This window comes from Candidatus Peregrinibacteria bacterium (genome assembly GCA_016699755.1).
GTDB lineage: Bacteria > Patescibacteriota > Gracilibacteria > CAIRYL01.
Genome location: CP065009.1, coordinates 651,704 through 675,070 on the forward strand (window position 1 = coordinate 651,704; position 23,367 = coordinate 675,070).

Below are 23,367 nucleotides of genomic sequence, written 5' to 3' on the forward strand. Positions count from 1 at the left end.
TTTTTATGAAAGAACAGAATCGAAAACTCCTCATTGCCATTCTTATTTTTTTGGCATTTGTGGGGATTCTCTGGTGGTTTTTTTGGGGAAATCGAGGAATGCTCTCTATCTCTGGGAATCCTCCATTTTTAGTAGATGCTTCACATTTTCGAACATTTTCCTGCACAGAAAATCCCTGTCTTCTTCACATTCCACAAGGAGAAAGGCGCTTTTGTCTCAGCAAAAAGAATTATGAAGCAGCCTGTGAAGAGATGAGCATTCCTTGGAGAAAAACTATTTCGTGGTCACCAGTTCTTCAAAAAATCCCCATGCTCAGTCCCCTTTCTCCCGAAAAAATCCCAAAACCCCAAAATGATACACTCTCTGTCAGCCTTTTAGATAAGAGTCAATACCAATTCCAAAAAGAAAACGAAACCGTTGTTCATTTGCTCCCAAATGGCGAAACAGAAAAAATAGGGAAATTTTTTAATATTAATCCTCTTTCGCTTCTTCCTTTTGGAAATGATCTTCTTCTCCAAACACCAGACAAATTGTTTTTGATCCTTGTGCAAAAAAAGAGGAAGTACGAAATCGCCTCTGGAAAAGATATGCTTGTTCGTGTCATGTCTCCAGAAATCCTATTTTTTGAAAAAGAAGATACTCTCTTTTCATTTACAAAAACAGATATTTTACCAAAAAAACTCCCCTTCTTTTTCCCTCTTGATCATATAGCACTTTGCAAAGAAGATGCTCTTTTTTTTTCGGATATAAAAAATGAGGAGGCTCGTTTTGGAAGTATGGATATTTCTGGAGAAAGAATCCGAGAGATCTTTCATGGAAAGCTCTCATCAAAAAAGGAGTTTCGCTTGGAGTGTGGAGAAAATGAAAACGAACTCCTTATTCTTTTTGGAGAAGAAGGATATGCATTAACATGGTAAAGTTCTCAATTTTACTAAAATAATTTGTTTTTTATAAAAAATAGTTTATAATGTAATCAATATTTCATAAACACACATGGATAAAAAAATGATTTTTTCTGCCCTCGGCGGAATGAGTCTCGGTCTTTTTGGCGCGCTTTTCGTACTCTCTGGGGATGGATCGCACAATCAATCAGCCGACTTTTTTCATAGACCACTTCTTGTCAGCGAAAGGGGAAATGGAGAAAATCAAAATCTCCAGTCTCAGCAAGAAAGAGGTGTAAAAGAAGGAGCGCGCTTTCGAGGGTCTTTCCAAGACGACGGTCCACATGAGAGTGCGCCAATGTTCCCTCCAAAGAGAGGAAATGAGACAGGTCGTGAATTCTCTCCTGAAACGGGAAACGAAAGCTCCGATTTTTCTGAAGAGCAAAGCGCGTGGCAAGATGAACTTCAAAGCCGGAATGAAGAAGGAGACGCTACAGAAAGTGATGCTCAAGAAGGAGACATATTTCAGGGGGAAGAAGTGCAAAAAAAATGGGGGGGAGAGCGAAGACAAAGAGCAATTCGATATTGCCAAGAAAATCACCCCGATTATCTCAAGGAGTGTGTTCGAGATTTCCTTCAGAAAATTGCTGAAACACAAGGAAGCGGTCTCTCAGAAACAAATGCTCCTCGCAATATGAAATTACAAAAGAACATGCAAAATGAAGAAGAAAATGGAGGATTCAGTAATGGAAGATCTATCTCCCAAGATAAAAAAGGAAATGAGGAAGGGAAGAAGAAAATTGATCTTCGAAAACTCGTCACCTCATGCCTTGAGGAAAATACAGAAGACCTTCGAAAATGTATTCGGGAATCACTTCTCAAAAGCATACAAGAACAGAAACAGCAAGAAACCTACGGAGATCCCTCCACGGAAGAAAATTTTGACGAGGGAGAAGAAGACAGTAGTGAAGAGGAAGATAATAGTGTTCCTACCATATAAATAATCCTCGAGAAACAGCTTTCAAAAAATCCCAGAATATTTCTGGGATTTTTTTTATAAACGAATAGGAATGCCTTCTTCAGAAAGCATCTTCTTCAAATTTGGAATGGCAATGTCACCAAAATGAAAGACACTCGCCGCCAATGCTCCAGTTGCTGGTGTTTTTAAAAACACTTCCAAAAAATGTTCTGTGCTTCCCACTCCTCCCGAGGCAATGACGGGAATTTTTACCTGCTCGCATACGGCATTTAAGAGGTCAATATCAAACCCCTCCTTTGTACCATCTCGATCCATGGAGGTGAGGAGGATTTCTCCGGCACCAAATTCCTCTGCTTGTCGTGCCCAATCCAGCACGTTTTTTCCGGTTCCTCTTCTCCCTCCAGAAACAAAAACTTCCCATTCTTTTCCTTGTTTTTTTGCATCAATAGCAACCACCACGGCTTGCGCCCCAAAAGCTTCGGAACACTTTGAAATAAGATTTGGATTTTTTACTGCGGCGGAATTCACAGAAACCTTATCTGCTCCTGCTCGAAGAATGGCGTAAAAATCTTCTGCAGATCGAACTCCGCCGCCAATAGTAAAAGGAATACTAATTTCTCGGGATACTCGTTCCGCAAGATCGATAGCTGTATTTCGCTCTTCATGCGTTGCCGTGATATCGAGAAAAATCAGTTCATCCGCACCTTCTTCTGCATATCGTTTTCCAAGTTCTACGGGATCACCTGCATCGCACAAATCGAAAAAATTCACTCCTTTCACTGTCCGTCCGTCTTGAACATCGAGACAAGGAATAATTCGTTTTTTAAGCATGGAAAGAAAATGAGGAATTCTTGTATACCACAAAACTCGCCTTCCAAGGAGAAAAAAGATACCATGTTCACCGATATGTACCCAGACACGTGGATTATTGGCGAGAAAGAATTTCGAAAGAAACAGCTTCGAAGAGCACTCTTTCGAGAATTTATTAGTGCATTTGAGGAAATGAGCGTATTCCCAAAAGCCCTTCAAGAAAAGCTCATTCAAGAAATTCCCTTTTCAAGCTTCGAAAAGGTAAAACATCTTCAGGGAGAAGAGACAGAGAAAATTCTCTTTCGACTTACAGATGGAAAACAGGCGGAAGCTGTTCTCATGAAACACAAAGGAAGAAATACTGTGTGCGTTTCGAGTCAAGTTGGATGTGCCGCAAATTGCAGCTTTTGTTCTACCGGAGCACTTGGTTTTACTCGGCATCTAACGGATCGGGAAATTGTGGAGCAAGTTCTTTTCTTTGCGCGTTCACTCAAAAAAAAGTGGCAAGAAGAAAATTCCGAAAAAAAGTGGAATCTTGAAACAACACCTCCAGAATATCGTGTGCGGAATATTGTCTTCATGGGAATGGGCGAGCCGCTCCTCAATTTTGAAAATGTTAAAAAAGCACTCGAGATATTTGAGTCACCTGAAGGAATGAATTTGGGCGTTCGACACATCACTATTTCTACTGTCGGTATTGCCGCACACATTCCCCAACTCCTCTCACTAGAACGCCTTCCCAATTTGGCAGTTTCACTTCACGCCGCCACCGATGAACTTCGGGGGCAAATTGTTCCTATGAATAAAGGTTTTCCGCTAAAAAAACTTTTTGCCGCACTCGATGAATATACGGAAAAAACCGGTCGCCGTATTTTTTATGAATGGACAGTACTCCGCGAAGTGAATGATACAAAAGAACAAATGGAGGCGCTGGGAGAGCTACTCCAACACCGATCTGCACATGTGAATTTTATTCCGTGGAACCCAGGACCAAGTCGCGAAAAATATCGAAAGCCATCTATGGATCACATTCGAAAAATGCAAGATTTTCTCCAAAAAAACTATAATATTCCTTCCACCATCCGTGCCCTGTATGGAGATGATATTGCCGGTGCCTGCGGACAACTAGCAGCACAAGAAAAAGAAAGCGAAACACATTCAAATTCATGAAGAAAACATATAGCTGTAATAACCACAAAAAATACGACAAACAAGAATATATCTTGCTTTATTGATTCGAGATCACCACCCACACAACCCAACGCTTGCAACTTGTCGTCTGAATTGACATACTCTAAGTCGTTCTCTTTTTCTCCTGTGAACTCTTTTGGTAGTATTCCAATCGGTCCGCTCATTATACCGACGGGAGGCATTGTCGCCTTTATTGGTGTTCTCTTGGCATCAGTCGTTCTTATTCGAACTGTTCGTGATGAAGAGGTCTCTCTTAAATTCTTAAGCGATCACCTTTTCTTTTTTGTTGTTATTCCTCTTTTTATGGGGCGCCTTGGCGCATTTCTTTCGCTCTGGTCTTCGCTTTCCTATCGAGAAGAAGGAGAAGGCGTAATCTCACGTTTCCAGAGCTTTTTCCTTATTGGGAATGGAGGCATTCAGGCGGACTGGGCATTGGGAGGATTCTTCCTCGTATTTATTCTTATTGCGCTTTGGCGCAAAGAAAAATTCTTTGTTTGGCTCGATACATTTATTCTTCCCGGAATTGTGGTGAGTATTTTTGTTTCACTCGGGGGATATTTTTCAGGATGGGCGTATGGTCGTCCAGCACCAGATGCACTCCCCTTTCCTTTTGTCACCCAATACGATCTGCTCGATGTTCGTTACTCTGGAAAAATTTATGCTGTTCAGCTGTATGCCACTATTGTATACACGCTCATTTTTTTTATTGGCTGGCGTCTCTGGCAACAGAAGCTCTGGCAACGATGGCCATCGGGAAAGTTTTTTGCCGCCATGATTTTTCTCCTCGGTATCTTCACGAGCATTCTCGAATTTTTTCGTGGGGATGGAGTTGCCATGGTAGGAGACATTCGCCTCCCCCAAATATTTGGAGTTTGTATTTCCGTCGCCGCCTTACTTCTTTTTTTCTCACGAAAGAAAAAACCTCTCCTCAACACTATTTCTTCGTAATTCAATGTCTCTTTACCAAAAATATCGACCAAAAACTCTTTCGGAAGTTGTAGGACAAGAGTTCATTCGACATACACTTCGAGCGGCACTTCGAAAGGAGCAAATTTCTCATGCCTACCTTTTCTTTGGTTCTCGAGGAACGGGAAAAACAAGTATCGCACGTATTCTCGCCAAAGCGCTCAACTGCAAAAATCCAAAAGAAGATGGAGACCCCTGCAACGCGTGTGAACACTGTGAAGCGGCAAATGCGGGCAATTTTGTTGACCTCATTGAAATTGATGGTGCCAGCAATCGAAAAATAGAACACGCTCGTGCACTCATTGAGAAAATCCACTTTTCTCCCACACTTGGCAAACGAAAAGTATATATTATCGACGAGGTGCACATGCTCACAAAAGAAGCCTTTAATGCACTTTTAAAAACTATAGAAGAACCTCCTCAACATGCATATTTTCTTCTTGCTACTACAGAACTTCACAAGGTACCAGAAACAATTCGAAGTCGATGTCAGGTATTCTCATTCCAGCGTTTTACTACAGAAGAAATTGTAAAGAGACTCAAGGAAATTGCTGAAAAAGAAGGGATTATTGCAGAAGAAGAAGCACTATTCCTTATTGCAAAACGAGCAGAAGGCGGCTTGCGAGATGCGATTGGACTTTTTGAGCAAGTTTCTGCTGATGAAACACTTACCGCAAAATTTCTTCAGGAAGAATTAGGGATGACCGGCGAAGAAGATGTTGCGCATTTTTTTGATTGCCTTGAGGAAAAAAATACAGAAGAGGCGCTCAACACTCTTGGACATATTTCTTCCTCTGGTATTCCTTTTGAAAATTTTTTAGAACAACTCCTCGATTTTCTTCGCAAGAAAATGATCGCGCATGCGCTTTCTATTCCTCCAAAACAAGAGGAATTAAGGACAATCCTCTTTTTTATTGATGCATTCGATACTGCTCGTCGCGAATTACGAGATGCTATTATCCCCGGATTTCCTTTGGAAATTGCAACAGTAAAGTGTACCCAATTTTGTGAAGAAATCTTTCGAACAGAAAGTCCTCATTTCATAAAAGAGAATAAAACGCTTCCTGAAACACAAAATCTGCCAGAAAAGCTGACTCCGCCCTCATCAACGCAAAGTCCTGCTCCATCATCAAAACCAGCTCCCGAGGAGGAAAAAAACATCTCTGAACCCATTTTTCCTTCTCACGGAGAAAATACTGCTGAGTCTTTTTCAAAAAAATGGTCGGAAGTTCTCAGAAATCTTGATGATGCCGTACTGGGCATGCTTCTCAAGAAAGCAACTGCCACACCCAGTTCAGATACAGAAATTCTTATTACGTTTTCTTCGCATTCATTTGAAGAACAAGCAAAAAATCAAGATCGCTTTGCACGTCTTTTGGATGCCGTTCGAAAAATATGTGGAGAGGGTGTCTCGGTAAAAACGAAAACAAAACCTGTTTCTTTAGAACCAGTAGAGCCATTAAGTACCGAAAAAGCAACCCCAGAAGCGATGCGCGAAATTTTTTGCATTTCTCATCCATGACCAAGACAAGTCTTCGGATGCAATTCCTTCTTCAACGAGAAACTATTTCAGAAGAAGATCGAAAAAGAAAAAGTGAAGCAATTCGAAAACAAATCTCCATACTTCCCGAGTTTCAGAGTGCCAAAACAATTCTCCTTTTTTTTCCGTTTCGGGGAGAACCAGATATTTTTACACTTCTTCATGAATTTCCCAAAAAAACCTACGCACTCCCTTATGTATCACCCAAAGACCACCTTCTTATTCCCAAGAAAGTAGAAACATTGGAGACACTTATTTCTGGAAAATACGGAATCCTCTGTCCTTCTGAATCTGCCGAAGAAATGCCTAAGGATTCATTTGATCTCCTTTTCATTCCGGCTATTGCGGTAGATGCCAATACAGGATTTCGAATAGGGTTTGGAAAGGGCTACTACGACCGATTTTTGCACAATATTTCTGGAATAAAATTAGCCCCTTGCTTTGAAAGCAGTATTCTCACAAACAGTGTCCATCATTTTGACGCGCACGATATTCCTATGGATAGAGTTGTTACCGAAAAAAAAACATACCAAATTGCTCCAAAGGAAAAATATTCTCTTTAATTTTTGGGGAATGTGCTATGTTTCTCTCGTCTTTTTCCCTGTGACATGATTTCCCTTCGATTCTTCTCTCTTGCGATAGCAGGGCTTTTTTTTATCCCATTGGGGTTTGCGGAAGGAACGCCTTTTTCGGATATTTCTGGGACTTCGTCCTCGGAAGCTGTAACTTTTCTTCAAGAAGAAGGAGTTGTGAACGGGTTTGAAGATAGTACGTTTCGACCAGAAAAAGATGTTACCCGTGCAGAATTCCTCAAAATTGCCTTGCAGGCGAAGACAAATTTCTCTGCAGAGAATTGTGAGGCAGAAAAAGATTTTTATGATGTTTCAGAAAAAGACTGGTTTTTCCCCTATGTCTGTTTTTCTGTGAACAACAATATTATTCAAGGATACAACGACAACACCTTTCGCCCACATGAACCCATTAACTTTCGGGATGCCGCAAAAATTATCGCCAATGTATATGATATTCATACTGACAAAAATGAAGGAGAGGAGTGGTATCTCCCGTATGTAAACGCCATTTTGCGTGAACGAGTTTTTCCTGGTTCTGTTCAGAGTTCATCAGCACTTCTTACACGTGGAGAAATGGCGCAAATGATCTGGGGAATCACCACCGGACACGAAGTAGAAAATAAAACTCTTGGCGAGCTCCCCTTTCTTCAAAACTGTGAAGAACTCTCTGTGCAACTCAAAAAACAGACGCTTCGATCTGGTATAGAATATAAAAATGGAGAAGGCGATATTGATATGGTTATGACAAAAGATATGGCTATTGATGAATCCACAAGCGATGAGACAGTAAGCGCGCGCCTAGAAGGTTCCGATGATGATTTCTCGGGAACGAATGTGCAGGAAGAAGGAGTTGATGAGGCGGACATTGTAAAAAATGACGGTTCACATATTTTTCTCGTAAAAAATAATGCCGTCCACATTGTTCGCGCATATCCGCCAGAAGAGCTTGCCGAAGATTCCACTATCTCATTAGCAGAGGAAAATATCACTCCTCAAGAAATGTTTCTCGATGGAGATCGACTCACACTTATTGGAGTAACAAGGATGACGGAAGGAGGCACACCTCGCATTCATTTTTACTCCGATGAGATGTCCTTTGCTCCTTCATATTCTGGAAAAGTGCTTGTTCTCGTGTATGACGTTTCCGATCGAAAGAATCCAAAAAAAGTTCGTTCTGTTTCCCTTGAAGGAAATTATCTTTCTTCACGACGTATCGACGAGAATGTTTTTGTTGCTGTTTCGAGTGGAAACTTTTTTTGGGGAGGGAATCTTGATCCTATTTTGCTCGAGAAAGAACTCCCCTTAATAACGGATTCAGTTTCTTCTGAGCCGGAAAAAATAACATGTGGAACAATTCGATATGTTCCCAATTTCCCTTCCGCAAATCTTCTCACCCTTCTCACCGTTAACACTCAAGATGAGACAAAAAAACCATCTCGAGAAACTGTTCTCGGAGGAGGAGAAACTCTCTATGCTTCTCTAAAAAATATATATGTCACCAGTACGGGCTGGGGAGAAACATATTGGAAAAAGGGAAACGATTCAGGTTGGAAAAGCACAGAAAAGACAGATATATTTCGTTTTTCACTGCAAGAAGGCGGTGTAAAATTTTCGGGAAAGGCACAAGCAGTTGGACACCCCATTAATCAGTTTTCCATGAGCGAAAATGATGAGTATTTTCGTATTGCTACACAGGTCGGAGAGGCATGGGGAAATGCGCTCTCTGAAACCGTAGTAAGTATTTTTAATAATGATCTTCAAGAAGTTTCTCGCATAGATGGCATTGCACCGGGAGAAAATATGAAATCCGCCCGATTCCTTGGAAACAAACTCTATCTTGTCACTTTCAAAACAGTTGATCCCCTCTTCGTTATTGACCTCACTCCTACGAGTCCAAAAATTCTCGGAAAACTCAAAATTCCTGGCTGGTCAGATTACCTGCATCCTTGGGGGGAAAGCTATCTCTTGGGATTTGGAAAAGAAGTAGACGAATCCATTGATGCCGATAAAGTCCATTCGGATTCTGCTGTCTACTACACCGCAGTCCTCGGCATGAAAATCTCACTTTTTGATATTTCCGATATTGAGCATCCGAAAGAAGTTCAGAAAGAAATCATTGGATACCGCGGAACAACAAGCGAACTCCTTCAAAACCACAAGGCTCTCCTTGCAGATATGGATAAGGGAATTATTGGCTTTCCCATAACGATTACGGAAAACAAAAATGGAAAAAGTGGCTCAGAAGCAGATGTTGAAACCGTATTCTCTGGAGCACGCGTTTATACCGTAGACGCAGAGAATGGTTTTTCTCTCAAGGGTTCGGTAACACACTATGCTTCAAATGATGTGTTTCTCAAATCTGGAGAATACTTTTTTGGGGATTACAACCTCAATATTCAACGCATTCTTTTTATTGGGGACACATTTTATTCCATTTCACCAAATGTCGTTACTGCACTTTCAGGGAAAAATCTCTCGAAAATAAAAACACTTGAGCTTGAAAAAAGAACGTGTGAAGAAATTTTTACGGAATCGGAGTGCATTGCAAAACCAGAGTGCGAAGCCGTCTACTGGACATCAAGTGAATGTCGACGCTCTTCAGAAAACGAGGAGATGATTTGTACAGACGATCCGCAGTTTTCACAATGCGAAACCAAGTAAAAACATAGGTAAGGCTCCAAGATCATTTCAGAAAGCGCTCCAAGGCAGAAATGAAAGTATAAACCGTTTGTGTTGTTGCTTCAGGAATTCTTCAGATTCGATTGATAGAATTTGTATGTTTTTTATTTATGAATTAATGACAAAGCAACATTTGGCATGGCTTCGTCAGCAAGGAATCAATAAAGTTCCGAAAATTACATTTTATTTCTGGATTATTAAAATTCTCTGTACAACCGTTGGTGAAACAGCGGCAGATTTCCTCAATGTAAATCTTAATCTTGGTCTTACGGGAACCTCAATTGTAACTGGAACATCACTCATCGTTGCGCTCATTGCTCAATTCAAAACGAAGAAATATATTCCTGCTGTATATTGGATCGCCGTAATGCTCATTAGTGTCTTTGGCACTTTAGTAACAGATAATCTCACGGACGCAATGGGAATTCCGCTCGAAACGAGCACTATCGTTTTTAGTATCCTTTTGGGAATGACATTTTTGATTTGGTATCTCTTTGAAAAAACACTCTCAATCCATTCTATTTTCACCATGCAACGCGAGTCATTTTATTGGCTAGCGATCCTTTTTACCTTTGCATTGGGAACTGCTGCAGGTGATCTTATGGCAGAAGGACTTGGGCTTGGATATGCCATTACAGGAATTATTATTGCGGCACTCATCGCAATTTTTTCTGCTCTCTGGCGACTGGGGCTCAATTCTATATTATCATTTTGGCTTATCTATATATTAACTCGACCCCTCGGCGCTTCTCTTGGTGATTATCTTTCCCAGTCACCCGCCCACGGAGGATTGGGGCTTGGAGCGACAATAACAAGTCTTGTATTTTTTGGCGGTATTTTAGGTATTGTCACCTACCTCTCTATTGCAAAAAGTGACACTGTCGATGAGTCGTATCAAGAGCGGAAAAAAGAAGATGCGCAAAAAGGCGGTTTATGGCAGACAATCGTTGTGCTCGCCATCCTTTTTGTTATAGCAGGAGTAGGATATTATATTCGGCAATCTTCTTTAGGAAATACAGAAATTCTACAGAATGAGACAAATACATCATCTTCAGGGGTGGCAACGCTCGGAGATCTTTCTATTTTTCGAACCATTACCCAAAACACGCTCGATTTGCTCGATGCAGGAAAACAATCTGAAGCCACCAAACGCGTTAGCGATTTGGAATACGAATGGGATAATGCGGAAGCTCGATTAAAACCAATAAATAAAGCACAATGGAGAGAAGTAGATGACAAAATTGACACCGTTTTGCGTGAACTCAGGGCTCTGCGCCCAGACGCATCCACTGAAAAAAAAGCACTTGAAGATCTCCTCACAGTGATTACCTCATGATTAATTTTTTAAACCGCTTTTTTATGAAAAAAATAATTATTTTCCCTGCCATAGTGCTTCTGTTCACGACCCCAATTTGTTTTGCAACTGAAAACACTGGAGATAATGCGACAAGTCCAATCGAAAACAACCAATCTACCACAACACCAAACGATAAAACCATAAAAAATGACACCAATATGCCAGAAATATCAGAAAATACCGAGGATCAAGACAGAACTAAAAATGAATCAACACACAGAAATACCTCTTCAGAAAATAGATACAGGGAGTTCAACAGGAAGAATGATTATAAAGAAGGTAACGATGAAAAATACAAGAGAAGAGAAAAAAATTATTGGGAAGATGGAGAGGAGTTTTTAGCGCCACTCGTAGGAATATTGAGCGGACTTATTGGACTTGCACTTGGTGCCAGCGGAACAGTTTTGTATTTTCGAAGAAAGAGGCAGAAGTAATTTTAGGTCGTACTTCAGGCGATTGACTTCGAAAAAAAATCGTATCTTGCAAAACTTTTCCTAAAGATATCAGTGAATCTTCCCTCCTTTTATTTATGTTAAAATCTGCTAGAAAAATTGCTTCCTCAAAAAATTTTATTTTTACTATAATCTCAGAGATGATTATGCCTCGCTACACGCCTTACTTTCGAAATTACGGCTTTGTCCTATCATCTCTATTTTCAATACTGCTTCTCTTTGGAAGCTTGGTTGTGAATTTCTATGCAGGCACATACGCGACAGAAAAAGCGAGTAATTCGGTAACCGATATTATTCTCAGTAATATTCGTATTTTCGATGTTGAGGCTGTTTTTATTTATGGACCTCTCCTCTTGTGGACATTTGTTGGAATTCTTTTTATATTCAAACCACAACGCATACCATTTGCTCTTAAGAGTATCAGCCTTTTTATCTTGATTCGCTCAGTCTTTATCAGTCTAACGCATATAGGACCATTCCCCAGTGCTATTCCGATTGACAGTGTCGATGTTATAAACAGTATTGGTCATGTGATAGGAAAATTTACATTTGGCGGTGACCTCTTCTTTTCTGCACATACGGGTTTACCATTTTTGATGTCTCTACTTTTTTGGGAGCAAAGAGTACTTCGCCTTATTTTTATTGCCATATCTCTACTATTTGGTGTTGTTGTTTTAGCTGGTCATTTGCATTACTCCATAGATGTCCTGTCTGCATTTTTTATCACCTACACCATTCATCATTTGGCAGTCTTATTCTTTCCTCGTGATCATGATATATTTGAGCGTGGCATTGCGCTGTCTAAAAACTAATCTTTTCTTCTCATGAAAACTTCCCACAAAAATGTGAGCATTATTATTATCACCTTTAATGAGGAGGATAATATTTTAAAGATTCTTCAAGACTTAAAACGACAAAGTTTCAAAAATTTTGAGATCATTGTTTCAGATTCCAACAGTTCAGATAATACAGAAAAAAATGCACGAACCATGATGTCTCAATTTTCAGAATTTCGATTTGAAAATTGTAGCGAAACCCTTGGTCCATCACACGGACGCAATTTTGGAGTGACATTCGCAAAATACGAACGACTCTTATTTTTAGATGCCGACACAAGGATCCATGATATACATTTCCTCAGAAAGTTCATGTCTATCACCAATAGACTGAAAATAGAGGCTGGCTCTATGTACCCAAGACTCAGCACGAAACATCTTATGCCAAAAATAGGATATAAACTCATGAATGCCGGTTTTTTTATCACCCAATATTTCTCTCCAACGGCGTGTGGAAGCTGTATGTTTTCGACAAAAACAATGCACAAATCAATCGGTGGATTTTCGGAGGATGTATTTTTGTGCGAAGATTGCGATTACGTGCGAAATGGAAAAAAACATGGTTTTAAAACCAAAATGGCACCACTCCATTTTGAATTTTCTGACCGACGACTACAGCAAGATGGGTTTTTAAGAACAGGTGCAAAATATCTTACGGCAAATGTTATTCGATTCGTCACGGGAAAAAGTGTAAACAAGCGAAGACTAGAGTATAAGTTCGGTCATTACCTTAAAAAATAATCTCCCAAAATGGATCTTTCTGTACTTATCGATAGTTGGATCCCCTACCTAAAACAACATCAAAATTTTGCCTATGTTGCCCTTTTCTTTGGATCGTATTTTGAAACGGTAATCGGTATTTCTTTTTTTGTTTACGGAGAATTCTTTTTTATCATTGGCGGAATTTTGGCGGGAATGGGGGTTTTAAATATTGGAGTGGTTCTTTTGATATTATTTTTGGGAGGCATGCTCGGCGATTTCACAAGTTATTTTTTGGGCAATAAATACGGCTACAAGTTGTACAGGAAGTTGGAACATGTAAAGTATGTGAATAAATATATCAACGAAAAAAATTATAATCGAGGACGTGCATTTTTTGAAAAGCACGGAAGCAAAAGCATTTTTTTAGCGCGTCTTTTAGGACCAATAGCGTGGATTACGCCATTTTTAGGGGGAATTTATCGTTTACGCTTAAAATCATTTCTCCTTTTTGACATTTTAGGAGTAACCGTCGGCATAGGGCAATTCGTTATAGCAGGATATATATTTGGCATAAATTATGAACGTATTTTGCCCATCATTTCGGAGTACCTTATTGTAGTATTACTAGGAATAGCGAGTATTCTTTTCTTATATCGCTTTTGGAGAAAACCCGAGAGATATTGATTCTTCTTTCTTAACCTTTTTCTATGCCAGCCAAAAAAGTTCCAACGCAAATATACGAGCTCTACCGTTTTGGACTGTATTTAAAAGGAATTCTCGGATTTTTTGAATTGAGTGTCGGATTGTTTTTGTATTTCAATACTAAAGCAGAACTTCACCAGCTACTGCTCATAATAGCGCAGGAAGAACTCATCGAAGATCCCAACGATCCATTCATTGCATTCTTACAAAATTTGCTCATCCATTTTACCGACAACATTCAAAGCATAGCCGTCACCTTTCTCATTCTGCATGGTGTTGCTAAGTGTCTGCTCATCTATGGTCTCGTCCGAAACTACTTATGGGTATACCCAATTGCCGTTATTGTTTTTCTCCTTTTTATTCTACAACAAGGCTATTACCTTACGCATACGTTTTCACAGGGGGTAGCATGGATCATGCTCCTCAACACGATTGTTTTGGGACTTATTGGATATGAATGGTGGTACATAAAAAAACATCATAAGCATTTTTAAAAATTACCGACATTCAACGCAATCATGAAAATTTTAATTGTCGAAGATAATCGCAACTTGGCAAAATCTATCGAAAGAGTTTTTAAGCAAGAAAACTTTTCTGTTCGTTCTTTTTGGAATGGCAAAGAAGCAGAAGAATTTTGGATTTCCCATCACCAAGAAATCGACTTAGTGATTCTCGATATTCAGCTTCCAAAAAAAAATGGTTTTGAAATTTGCCAAACAATCCGAAAGAAAGAAATTTGCACTCCTGTAATCATGCTTACTGCCAAACAAGAACTTGAAGACAGAGTATATGGATTAGAAATCGGCGCGGATGATTATCTTGGAAAACCATTTCAATTTGAAGAACTTCTCGCACGAGTACATGCGCTCCTTCGCAGACCAAGAACGCTAAAAACAGAAAAAATACAACTCACGAAAAATATTGTTTTTGACGGAATTGCAAGAAAAGTTGAAAAGAACGGGACAAAAATTGCTCTCACTCCTAAAGAATTTGAGATTTTAGAATTTCTTGTTCGACACAAAAATGAGGCTGTTTCCCAGCAAAAAATCTTCGATCACTGTTTTGATTTTGCCAAAGATAATTGGAGTAATGCTATTGAAGTTCATGTTAAAAATTTACGAAAAAAACTCTTTACCCATAATGATGAAAAAATTCTTAAAACCGTACGAGGATTTGGCTATCGCTTGGAAATCTAACGATTTTTTCCGAGCGAGAATAAAACTCACTCTGCTTTATTTTCTGATCATTTCAGTAATTTTGCTCATTTTTTCCGTCATGCTGAATTGGCAAATTGAAAATAATCTTCACTATCAATTTCAAAACATCAAACTTTCAGAGCAAGACGTAAAAAGGGAAATACAAACTCTATATTCAGATCGCTCTATTAAAAAAATACATCTTGAAGATGAAAATGGGAATTTAATGTATGACGTGTTTTTTGATGATTCCCCTGAAATAAAAATAGATGCCATCAATGGGAAAATTGTAAATGACAAAACCGTGCCAGAAAATTTTATTGATCAATTTACCTCTGACACACGAGATACTTTGTGGGCTATTGACACCATTATTTTACTCTTAAGTTCTTTTTTGAGTTATTTTTTAGCAGGAAAAACACTGGCATCAATTGCCGAAAAAATGAGGCAACAAAAGCAATTTATTTCCGATGCTTCTCATGAGCTCCGCAATCCTCTTTCGGCTATTAAGGCATCTGCCGATTCTTTGCTGAGAGCAAAAAGTATTTCAGACGAAGAAGCCCGCGAGGTTTTACACGCTATCAACGAAGAGTCAGATCGACTTATTACCTTAACCGAAGATCTTCTCTTGTTGGATCAAAGTCAAAAAGATGATGCGGTACAACAAGTCAACGCAAAAGAAATAGTAATAGCAATGCTCAAGACGATTGAACCACTCGCAAAGGAAAAAAAAATCTATTTTCAAACAAATCTAGAAAAATTTGAACTTCTTGCAAAACAGAAAGATTTAGAAAAGGTTCTTTTCAATCTCCTTCATAATGCTGTTAAGTTTTCACGAGAAGACTCAAAGATTATCGTCAAAATAAGTAAAAACGGATATTTTCGAGTAAAAGATTTTGGTGTAGGCATTACACCTGAAGATCTTCCCTATATTTTTGACCGATTTTACAAGGCTGAAAATGCCCGCTCTTTTTCGGGGGAAAGTGGCTCGGGACTAGGACTATCAATTATAAAAACACTAACCGATAAATATGTTTGGACACTTGATGTAAATAGCAAAGAAGGGAAAGGGACTCAGGTCACCGTTTATTTTTAGGATTCTTCTCGTGCACCATCTCAACTCTAAACATAATTTTCTAGTAATTCCCTACTTTTGTCGTGTCATAAAAAAGTCTGGTCCCGAAAAAGCAGTATGAATATCTGTCCCGTTGGCATTGAGATTAGTAATTCCGTAATACCCTCCCACGAGATAGATCCAACCACTTCCGTATGCGGTGGCGGCATTAAGATATTCGGTTTGTTCCTTTCCTGCTGTCTTTGTCCATTGATAATTTCCATTTATATCATATGCACTATAAAAGAGATCGAGACTTCCTCCTGCCGCACTTTTACTATCTGTTCCATCGGGATCAAAATTTGCTTCTCGTCGATAGTGTCCCGCAACAAAAATGGTGTCATCACCATCAATCGAAACGGAAGAAATATTTTCGTCCCAAAGTCCTCCTGCGGTTTTTGTCCAACGATACGTTCCATCATCTTGATATGAAGTCAGGAAGAGGTCTCCCCTTCCATTGCTCGTATGATTCTCGGTTGTACCAGTTGGATCAAAATCGACCGTGTTCCAAAAATCTCCAGTAAAATAGATATTATCCGAACTATCAACTCCAGCAGAAACAGATGTTTGAGTTCCTGTTCCACCGATAGTTTTTGACCAGCGATAATTTCCTAAAGCATCGTAGGAGGCAAAAAAGGCATCCCATCCATTTTGGCTCGAATCGGCAGTGTTTCCAACACTAGGGTCAAAATCGACCGTTTCCATAAAGTATCCTGTTACATAAATATTATTAGCAGAATCGGTGACCACGCTATTAATGGCATCTGCTTCGGTTCCTCCTCCAGCGATATTCCACTCATAAGCACCAGTAGAAGCATCGAGCGCAAGAAGGAAGAAATCACTTTCTCCGGCACTCGTTTTTTCATCGACTCCACTAGAAGGATCGAAATCGACTGTTTCATAAAAACGCCCAGAAACAAGTAGGTTTCCGTCTCCATTTATTGCCAAGGAAGTCGGTGCATCGTACCCTATTCCACCAAAAGTTTTTGTCCAATTATAGGTTCCATCAAAATCGTACGAACTCACAAAGACATCGGCACTTCCATTACTCGTATGATTCTCGGTTCCACCAGTTGGATCAAAATCTGATGTTTCTTCAAAAACTCCAGCGACATACACTTTGCTTGTTCCATCGGTAGTAATCGCCAACACTCGGTCTGCTCCGTTTCCCCCTCCTGTTATTATCCATTCGTCTCTTCCTGTTACCATACTTTGCTTGAGCACAAAATAGTCATACGGTCCAGAACTTGTATGATCATCGATTCCTTCCGTACTGTCAAAATCAACCGTCCCTTGAAAAACTCCTCCAACATACGAATCTCCACTATCATCAACTGCTATAGCGTAAGCAATATCTTGTCCTGCTCCTCCTGTGGTGCTTGCAGAATAAACACTTTTAATAGAAAAGGCGGCAAAAGGAGAGGCAATATTCCCTGCAGAATCGGTAATATCTGCATCAATTCGGTAATTTCCTTCGGTCAGTGGATCACCAGTAATGTCGTATGACCAATTGAGATAATTGTCTGCCGTAGAAACCGGAAGCCAAGTTTGTGTTCCACTCGCGAAACTCGTCCCATTGTAATAGAGATTGGAAACGGTATTTTTAAGAGAAATCTGAAGAAGACTGATAGTATCTTCTGCATCCGAAGCGACTCCAGTAATTTGAGAAAGTGATTCAAGTGATGATCCGTTTAGAGGAACAAAAGAAGTTGTGGGTGCTTCATTTATAATAAATGCTACTGATCCTCCGTTTGCTGTGGTGTAATCGGAAGAGAGAGGGTTGTTGTCTGTCGAAAGCACTCGCCAGTAGTATGCCCCCGGAGAAAGGGTTTGATCTTCAGCGCCAACCGTATAGGTTCCGCCTCCTTCGGCTTGTCCAACGGTAAACGAGGCAGAGCCTTGTGCGAGGAGTGCGGAAGTATAGTCGACAATGGGAGAAGAGAAATTGCTCGTATCATCAATTTGAATGGTGTACTTGAGGGTGTCTCCTATATCAGAATCGGATTGGGTAAAGCCAAGCGTTGGCTGAGTTTCACTGGTAAATGAGCCATCAACGAGAGAAGTGGGGCTAAGTGCTGAAGGAGCATCTGGAATATAGGTATTAAGTGTTGTAAATACATCCGTATTTCCATAAAAGGTTTCTCCAGCGGCGGTAGTGATATAGGCTCTGGTGTGATATGTAACGCCTTCTGTAAGCCCAGTAAGGTTTGAGGAAAAAGAACCAAGAGAAGTAGAGCCGAGAGTACTATATTGACTAAGAATGGGAGAAGAATCTTCGGTTCCAGTGCCAGAATTGTAGAGTTCTTCAACTTCAGCATTGGTAAGGGCTTTGTCGTAAATACGTATGTCATCGAGTTGCCCTGCAAAATAGTAACCATTTGCCGTTCTCGCTCCCAAATTAAGAACCTCATTCAAAGAATAGGCGCTATTTGAAGCTACCCCCTGACTAACTCCATCAATATAGAGTTTCGTTTTGGCTCCATCATAGACACCTAAAACATGATACCACTGATCATTCTGAAGTGTTCCTGCTCCAGTAACTATAGGATTACCCCAATTACTTCCATCTCCAATATTAAAATATATATGTCCATCGGCATAAGTCACAAAACTCAAGTGCTTATCCGAAGTTCCAGCACTGAATGGATCTCCATAATTATGAAGATTTGTTGGTTTCATCCAAAATGAAACCGTGAAGGAAGAATTAAGCGCTATTGTTGGAGTTCTTATATAGTCACTGCTTCCATTAAACGTGAGGGCTTCATTTATTTTCCCCGTCGTAGTAAGGGAGGAGGTGTTTCGTTGAGCAGTTCCGTTAAAGTTTCCCATAGCATCGGTAACGGTAGTATTTCCTGCGTTGTCATTCATTTTCCAGTGAGCAATGGGTTCAAGTGGAGCAGAAGCAGCCCAAATGTGCCCGTGTTCAATAATAGAGTCGGCGATACCAATGCTCTCTATGGTGGCGTTTCCTGTGGCAGTATTTCGACTGATATTTGAAGTGGGGTCTGTTGTAAATGCAGTGATATTGGGGTAGACAGTTCCCGCTCCTCCATCTTGTCCACTGTTTCCGTTTCCACCAGTGGCAGTAATAGCTCCAGTGAACGTTCGAGTGGCATACAAAACAGCAATGCGTCCACCGCCGCCGCCTCCTCCATCATGGGTACTACTTCCATTCCCTCCATCTCCTCCATTCGCGGTAAGGGTTCCGGTTCCGGTGAGAGTGTCTGTGGTGAGAGAAATGGATCCTCCAGAGCCTCCACCGCCACCGTAGTTATTGACATAGATCAATCCCGCTCCTCCGTTTGCCGTTATAGTTCCGTTCAGAGTGGTGGTTCCCGAGACAACAAGCTTAAGAGCTCCCCCTCCGGCACCACTTGCGGCGGAAGTAAATCCAGATCCTCCAGAAGAACCGATTGCTGTGGGGTCGGTTGCAGAACCATAGGTAGAACCGCCTGAAGCGTTTGCCTGGGAATTTCCTCCATTTCCACCATAGCCTCCACCGGCTCCAGTACTACCTAAATAACCTCCTTTCCCAGGACCATAGCCATTCGCATTCGAACTCGTCTGTGATGCATACCCTTTGCTGTTGAGGTTAATGGTTCCTCCAGAGTTGAGGGTGAGAGTGGTGAGATCGAGATTGAGTCCATCGGTTTGTGAAGTGGAGTTTGCTTGGTGGGTAAGGTTTCCTCCAGAGTTGATGGTAATAGAGGTAAAGGGAACGGCGGAACCTGTGGTATTTTGATTTTGGAATTCAAGAGTTCCATTGATGATAATGTCGGTAATGGGTTGAGTGTCTCCGATTTGGGGATTGGTACCGTTTTCTTTCCAAGTAAGACCAGAGGGAATAGTAAGAGTAGAAGAGGAATGATTGTAAATACCGTTGTTGGTAATAGATGCGGTAGAGGTGGAAGTAAGAAGGGAGCCAGAAATACCAACAGTATTTGAGGAAGCAATAATATATTTTCCGTAATTATCAACAGTAATATTATTAAAAATTTCAGAGGAAGAAGTAGTCGTGTTTGCGCTATTAGAACTCGTACTATTAATGAGAAGGTCACCGTATGTTTGAGAATTGGCTTTTGTGTAGACAGTTCCCGCTCCTCCATCTTGTCCACTGTTTCCGTTTCCACCAGTGGCAGTAATAGCTCCAGTGAACGTTCGAGTGGCATACAAAACAGCAATGCGTCCACCGCCGCCGCCTCCTCCATCATGGGTACTACTTCCATTCCCTCCATCTCCTCCATTCGCGGTAAGGGTTCCGGTTCCGGTGAGAGTGTCTGTGGTGAGAGAAATGGATCCTCCAGAGCCTCCACCGCCACCGTAGTTATTGACATAGATCAATCCCGCTCCTCCGTTTGCCGTTATAGTTCCGTTCAGAGTGGTGGTTCCCGAGACAACAAGCTTAAGAGCTCCCCCTCCGGCACCACTTGCGGCGGAAGTAAATCCAGATCCTCCAGAAGAACCGATTGCTGTGGGGTCGGTTGCAGAACCATAGGTAGAACCGCCTGAAGCGTTTGCCTGGGAATTTCCTCCATTTCCACCATAGCCTCCACCGGCTCCAGTACTACTTAAAAAACCTCCTTTCCCAGGACCATAACCATTCGCATTCGAACTCGTCTGTGATGCATACCCTTTGCTGTTGAGGTTAATGGTTCCTCCAGAGTTGAGGGTGAGAGTGGTGAGATCGAGATTGAGTCCATCGGTTTGTGAAGTGGAGTTTGCTTGGTGGGTAAGGTTTCCTCCAGAGTTGATGGTAATAGAGGTAAAGGGAACGGCGGAACCTGTGGTATTTTGATTTTGGAATTCAAGGGTTCCATTGATGATAATGTCGGTAATGGGTTGAGTGTCTCCGATTTGGGAATTGGTACCGTTTTCTTTCCAAGTGGAGCCAGAGGGAATGGTGAGGGTAGAAGAGGAATGATTGTAAATACCGTTGTTGGTAATCGTCAGACCAGAACCAAAAGAAGAAATTGCCGGAAATGAAAGGGTTGAATTATTGGTAAGAGTGAAGTCTGCGATACTCGTCAGACTGTCTGCTATAAAGGTTCCTCCAGCATTAATGGTGAGAGAAGTGTTGCTGGTGGTAGTGAGAGAGGAAGCGAGGAGAGTGATGGTATGGGTATTAGCGATGATATATTTGGCGTAGTTCTGAATGGTGATGTTCTCGAAGGTATCAGATGTACCAGTAGTTGTGCTCGCTCCATTTCGTCCAGCATTGTCGAGAATGAGGTCTCCATTTGTTTGGGAATTGGCTTTTGTGTAGATGGTACCCGCTCCTCCACCTTGTCCACTGTTTCCGTTTCCACCAATGGCAGTAATAGCTCCAGTGAACGTTCGAGTGGCATACAAAACAGCAATGCGTCCACCGCCACCGCCACCTCCGTCATAGCTAGAAGCATTCCCTCCATCTCCTCCATTTGCGGTAAGGGTTCCGGTTCCGGTGAGAGTGTCTGTGGTGAGAGAAATGGATCCTCCAGAGCCTCCACCGCCACCGTAGTAATTGTTATAGGTCAATCCCGCTCCTCCGTTTGCCGTTATATTTCCGTTCAGAGTGGTGGTTCCCGAAACAATAAGCTTAAGAGCTCCCCCTCCGGCACCGCTTGCGGCGGAAGAATATCCAGATCCTCCAGAAGAACCGATTGCTGTGGGGTCGGTTGCAGAACCGTAGGTAGAACCGCCTGAAGCGTTTGCCTGGGAATTTCCTCCATTTCCACCATAGCCTCCACCGGCTCCAGTACTACCTAAATAACCTCCTTTCCCAGGACCATAGCCATTCGCATTCGAACTCGTCTGTGATGCATACCCTTTGCTGTTGAGGTTAATGGTTCCTCCAGAGTTGAGGGTGAGAGTGGTGAGATCGAGATTGAGTCCATCGGTTTGTGAAGTGGAGTTTGCTTGGTGGGTAAGGTTTCCTCCAGAGTTGATGGTAATAGAGGTAAAGGGAACGGCGGAACCTGTGGTATTTTGATTTTGGAATTCAAGAGTTCCATTGATGATAATGTCGGTAATGGGTTGAGTGTCTCCGATTTGGGGATTGGTACCGTTTTCTTTCCAAGTAAGACCAGAGGGAATAGTAAGAGTAGAAGAGGAATGATTGTAAATACCGTTGTTGGTAATAGATGCGGTAGAGGTGGAAGTAAGAAGGGAGCCAGAAATACCAACAGTATTTGAGGAAGCAATAATATATTTTCCGTAATTATCAACAGTAATATTATTAAAAATTTCAGAGGAAGAAGTAGTCGTGTTTGCGCTATTAGAACTCGTACTATTAATGAGAAGGTCTCCATTTGTTTGGGAATTGGCTTTTGTGTAGATGGTACCCGCTCCTCCACCTTGTCCACTGTTTCCGTTTCCACCAGTGGCAGTAATAGCTCCAGTGAACGTTCGAGTGGCATACAAAACAGCAATGCGTCCACCGCCGCCGCCTCCTCCATCATGGGTACTACTTCCATTCCCTCCATCTCCTCCATTCGCGGTAAGGGTTCCGGTTCCGGTGAGAGTGTCTGTGGTGAGAGAAATGGATCCTCCAGAGCCTCCACCGCCACCGTAGTTATTGACATAGATCAATCCCGCTCCTCCGTTTGCCGTTATAGTTCCGTTCAGAGTGGTGGTTCCCGAGACAACAAGCTTAAGAGCTCCCCCTCCGGCACCACTTGCGGCGGAAGTAAATCCAGATCCTCCAGAAGAACCGATTGCTGTGGGGTCGGTTGCAGAACCATAGGTAGAACCGCCTGAAGCGTTTGCCTGGGAATTTCCTCCATTTCCACCATAGCCTCCACCGGCTCCAGTACTACCTAAATAACCTCCTTTCCCAGGACCATAGCCATTCGCATTCGAACTCGTCTGTGATGCATACCCTTTGCTGTTGAGGTTAATGGTTCCTCCAGAGTTGAGGGTGAAGTCTCCCCCGATATCAAGAAAGAGTTTGTGGGTTTCAGAAGTTCCGTTGGCGGTATGAGTGAGTGTTCCATTTGCTCCAATAGTAGCGTTGTTCGTGATAATAAGTTTTTTGGTAGAGGTGTCTCCATTGGAAACGGTCAGGGTAGAAGAAGCCGAACTTCCAAGAGAAAGAGAGTTAATAGTTATTGCCCCTCCAGAGAGATTGAGAGTGGGAGGGTTTGTGTAAGAACCATTGATGATAACATCATCGGTTGATTGAGGAGTTGTGCTATTACAGTTTGTCCAGTTGGTTGAAGTTGCCCAGTCTGTAGAAGTAGTTCCGTTCCAAGTACAGGAAGAAGCGGAAGCAGAAGAAAAAGGAAGGAAGAAAAAGAGGAGAGCCACTATAGAGATGAGAGGAGTCAGAAAGAGTGTTCTGCCCCGAAGAAGGAGAGAGGTGGTAAGCGGCATTTGTGTGTGAGAAGAGAGTTTTCTTTTTCATTCCATTATA

General features: G+C 41.5%; 17 protein-coding genes. 15 read left to right on the plus strand and 2 right to left on the minus strand.

The features are described from left to right. The first annotated feature begins 5 nt into the window (after positions 1-5). Both IPN35_02990 and IPN35_02995 read left to right on the plus strand, forming a co-directional pair. The gene (locus tag IPN35_02990; GenBank protein ID QQS59809.1) at positions 6-917 is read left to right on the plus strand and encodes a hypothetical protein; all 912 of its coding nucleotides are present in this window, start codon (positions 6-8) and stop codon (positions 915-917) included. A 76-nt stretch (positions 918-993) separates the two neighbouring features. Beyond that, complete coding sequence (locus IPN35_02995) at positions 994-1,881, plus strand: hypothetical protein (protein ID QQS59810.1); 888 nt, start codon at positions 994-996, stop codon at positions 1,879-1,881. A gap of 54 nt (positions 1,882-1,935) precedes the next feature. On the opposite strand, the gene hisF is transcribed toward IPN35_02995, so the two are convergent. Then, on the minus strand, positions 1,936-2,691 hold the full coding sequence (gene hisF, locus IPN35_03000; GenBank protein QQS59811.1) for an imidazole glycerol phosphate synthase subunit HisF: 756 nt from the start codon (positions 2,689-2,691) through the stop codon (positions 1,936-1,938). Positions 2,692-2,700: 9 nt separating this feature from the next. Between hisF and rlmN the strand changes: the two genes are divergently transcribed. From rlmN to IPN35_03065, 13 genes are all read left to right on the plus strand, one after another. Beyond that, entirely contained in the window at positions 2,701-3,840 is a 1,140-nt protein-coding gene (rlmN, locus tag IPN35_03005; protein QQS59812.1) for a 23S rRNA (adenine(2503)-C(2))-methyltransferase RlmN, read from the plus strand. A 147-nt stretch (positions 3,841-3,987) separates the two neighbouring features. Further along, on the plus strand, positions 3,988-4,809 hold the full coding sequence (locus tag IPN35_03010; protein QQS59813.1) for a prolipoprotein diacylglyceryl transferase: 822 nt from the start codon (positions 3,988-3,990) through the stop codon (positions 4,807-4,809). Between the two features lie 4 nt (positions 4,810-4,813). Then, positions 4,814-6,349, plus strand: a complete 1,536-nt coding sequence (gene dnaX / locus IPN35_03015) for a DNA polymerase III subunit gamma/tau (GenBank protein QQS59814.1) — start codon at positions 4,814-4,816, stop codon at positions 6,347-6,349. Continuing rightward, complete coding sequence (locus IPN35_03020; GenBank protein QQS59815.1) at positions 6,346-6,930, plus strand: 5-formyltetrahydrofolate cyclo-ligase; 585 nt, start codon at positions 6,346-6,348, stop codon at positions 6,928-6,930. The genes dnaX and IPN35_03020 overlap by 4 nt, the downstream gene beginning before the upstream one ends. A 45-nt stretch (positions 6,931-6,975) precedes the next feature. Beyond that, a complete protein-coding gene (locus IPN35_03025) occupies positions 6,976-9,600 on the plus strand; it encodes a beta-propeller domain-containing protein (GenBank protein ID QQS59816.1) in 2,625 nt (874 codons plus the stop codon). A gap of 136 nt (positions 9,601-9,736) precedes the next feature. Further along, complete coding sequence (locus IPN35_03030; GenBank protein QQS59817.1) at positions 9,737-10,954, plus strand: hypothetical protein; 1,218 nt, start codon at positions 9,737-9,739, stop codon at positions 10,952-10,954. A gap of 23 nt (positions 10,955-10,977) precedes the next feature. Continuing rightward, entirely contained in the window at positions 10,978-11,409 is a 432-nt protein-coding gene (locus IPN35_03035; protein ID QQS59818.1) for a hypothetical protein, read from the plus strand. A 95-nt stretch (positions 11,410-11,504) separates the two neighbouring features. Then, positions 11,505-12,239: a hypothetical protein gene (locus IPN35_03040; protein ID QQS59819.1), complete on the plus strand. Its 735-nt coding sequence runs from the start codon at positions 11,505-11,507 to the stop codon at positions 12,237-12,239. Between the two features lie 12 nt (positions 12,240-12,251). Next, on the plus strand, positions 12,252-13,004 hold the full coding sequence (locus tag IPN35_03045) for a glycosyltransferase (protein QQS59820.1): 753 nt from the start codon (positions 12,252-12,254) through the stop codon (positions 13,002-13,004). Between the two features lie 9 nt (positions 13,005-13,013). Continuing rightward, positions 13,014-13,649, plus strand: a complete 636-nt coding sequence (locus IPN35_03050) for a DedA family protein (GenBank protein QQS59821.1) — start codon at positions 13,014-13,016, stop codon at positions 13,647-13,649. Between the two features lie 23 nt (positions 13,650-13,672). Then, positions 13,673-14,161: a DUF2127 domain-containing protein gene (locus IPN35_03055; protein QQS59822.1), complete on the plus strand. Its 489-nt coding sequence runs from the start codon at positions 13,673-13,675 to the stop codon at positions 14,159-14,161. Positions 14,162-14,185: 24 nt separating this feature from the next. Further along, positions 14,186-14,863, plus strand: coding sequence for a response regulator transcription factor (locus IPN35_03060; protein ID QQS59823.1), 678 nt, complete (start codon positions 14,186-14,188; stop codon positions 14,861-14,863). 79 nt (positions 14,864-14,942) lie between these two features. Beyond that, entirely contained in the window at positions 14,943-15,959 is a 1,017-nt protein-coding gene (locus IPN35_03065; protein ID QQS59824.1) for a HAMP domain-containing histidine kinase, read from the plus strand. Positions 15,960-16,010: 51 nt separating this feature from the next. On the opposite strand, the gene IPN35_03070 is transcribed toward IPN35_03065, so the two are convergent. Then, entirely contained in the window at positions 16,011-23,327 is a 7,317-nt protein-coding gene (locus IPN35_03070) for a LamG domain-containing protein (protein ID QQS59825.1), read from the minus strand. Positions 23,328-23,367: the final 40 nt, after the last annotated feature.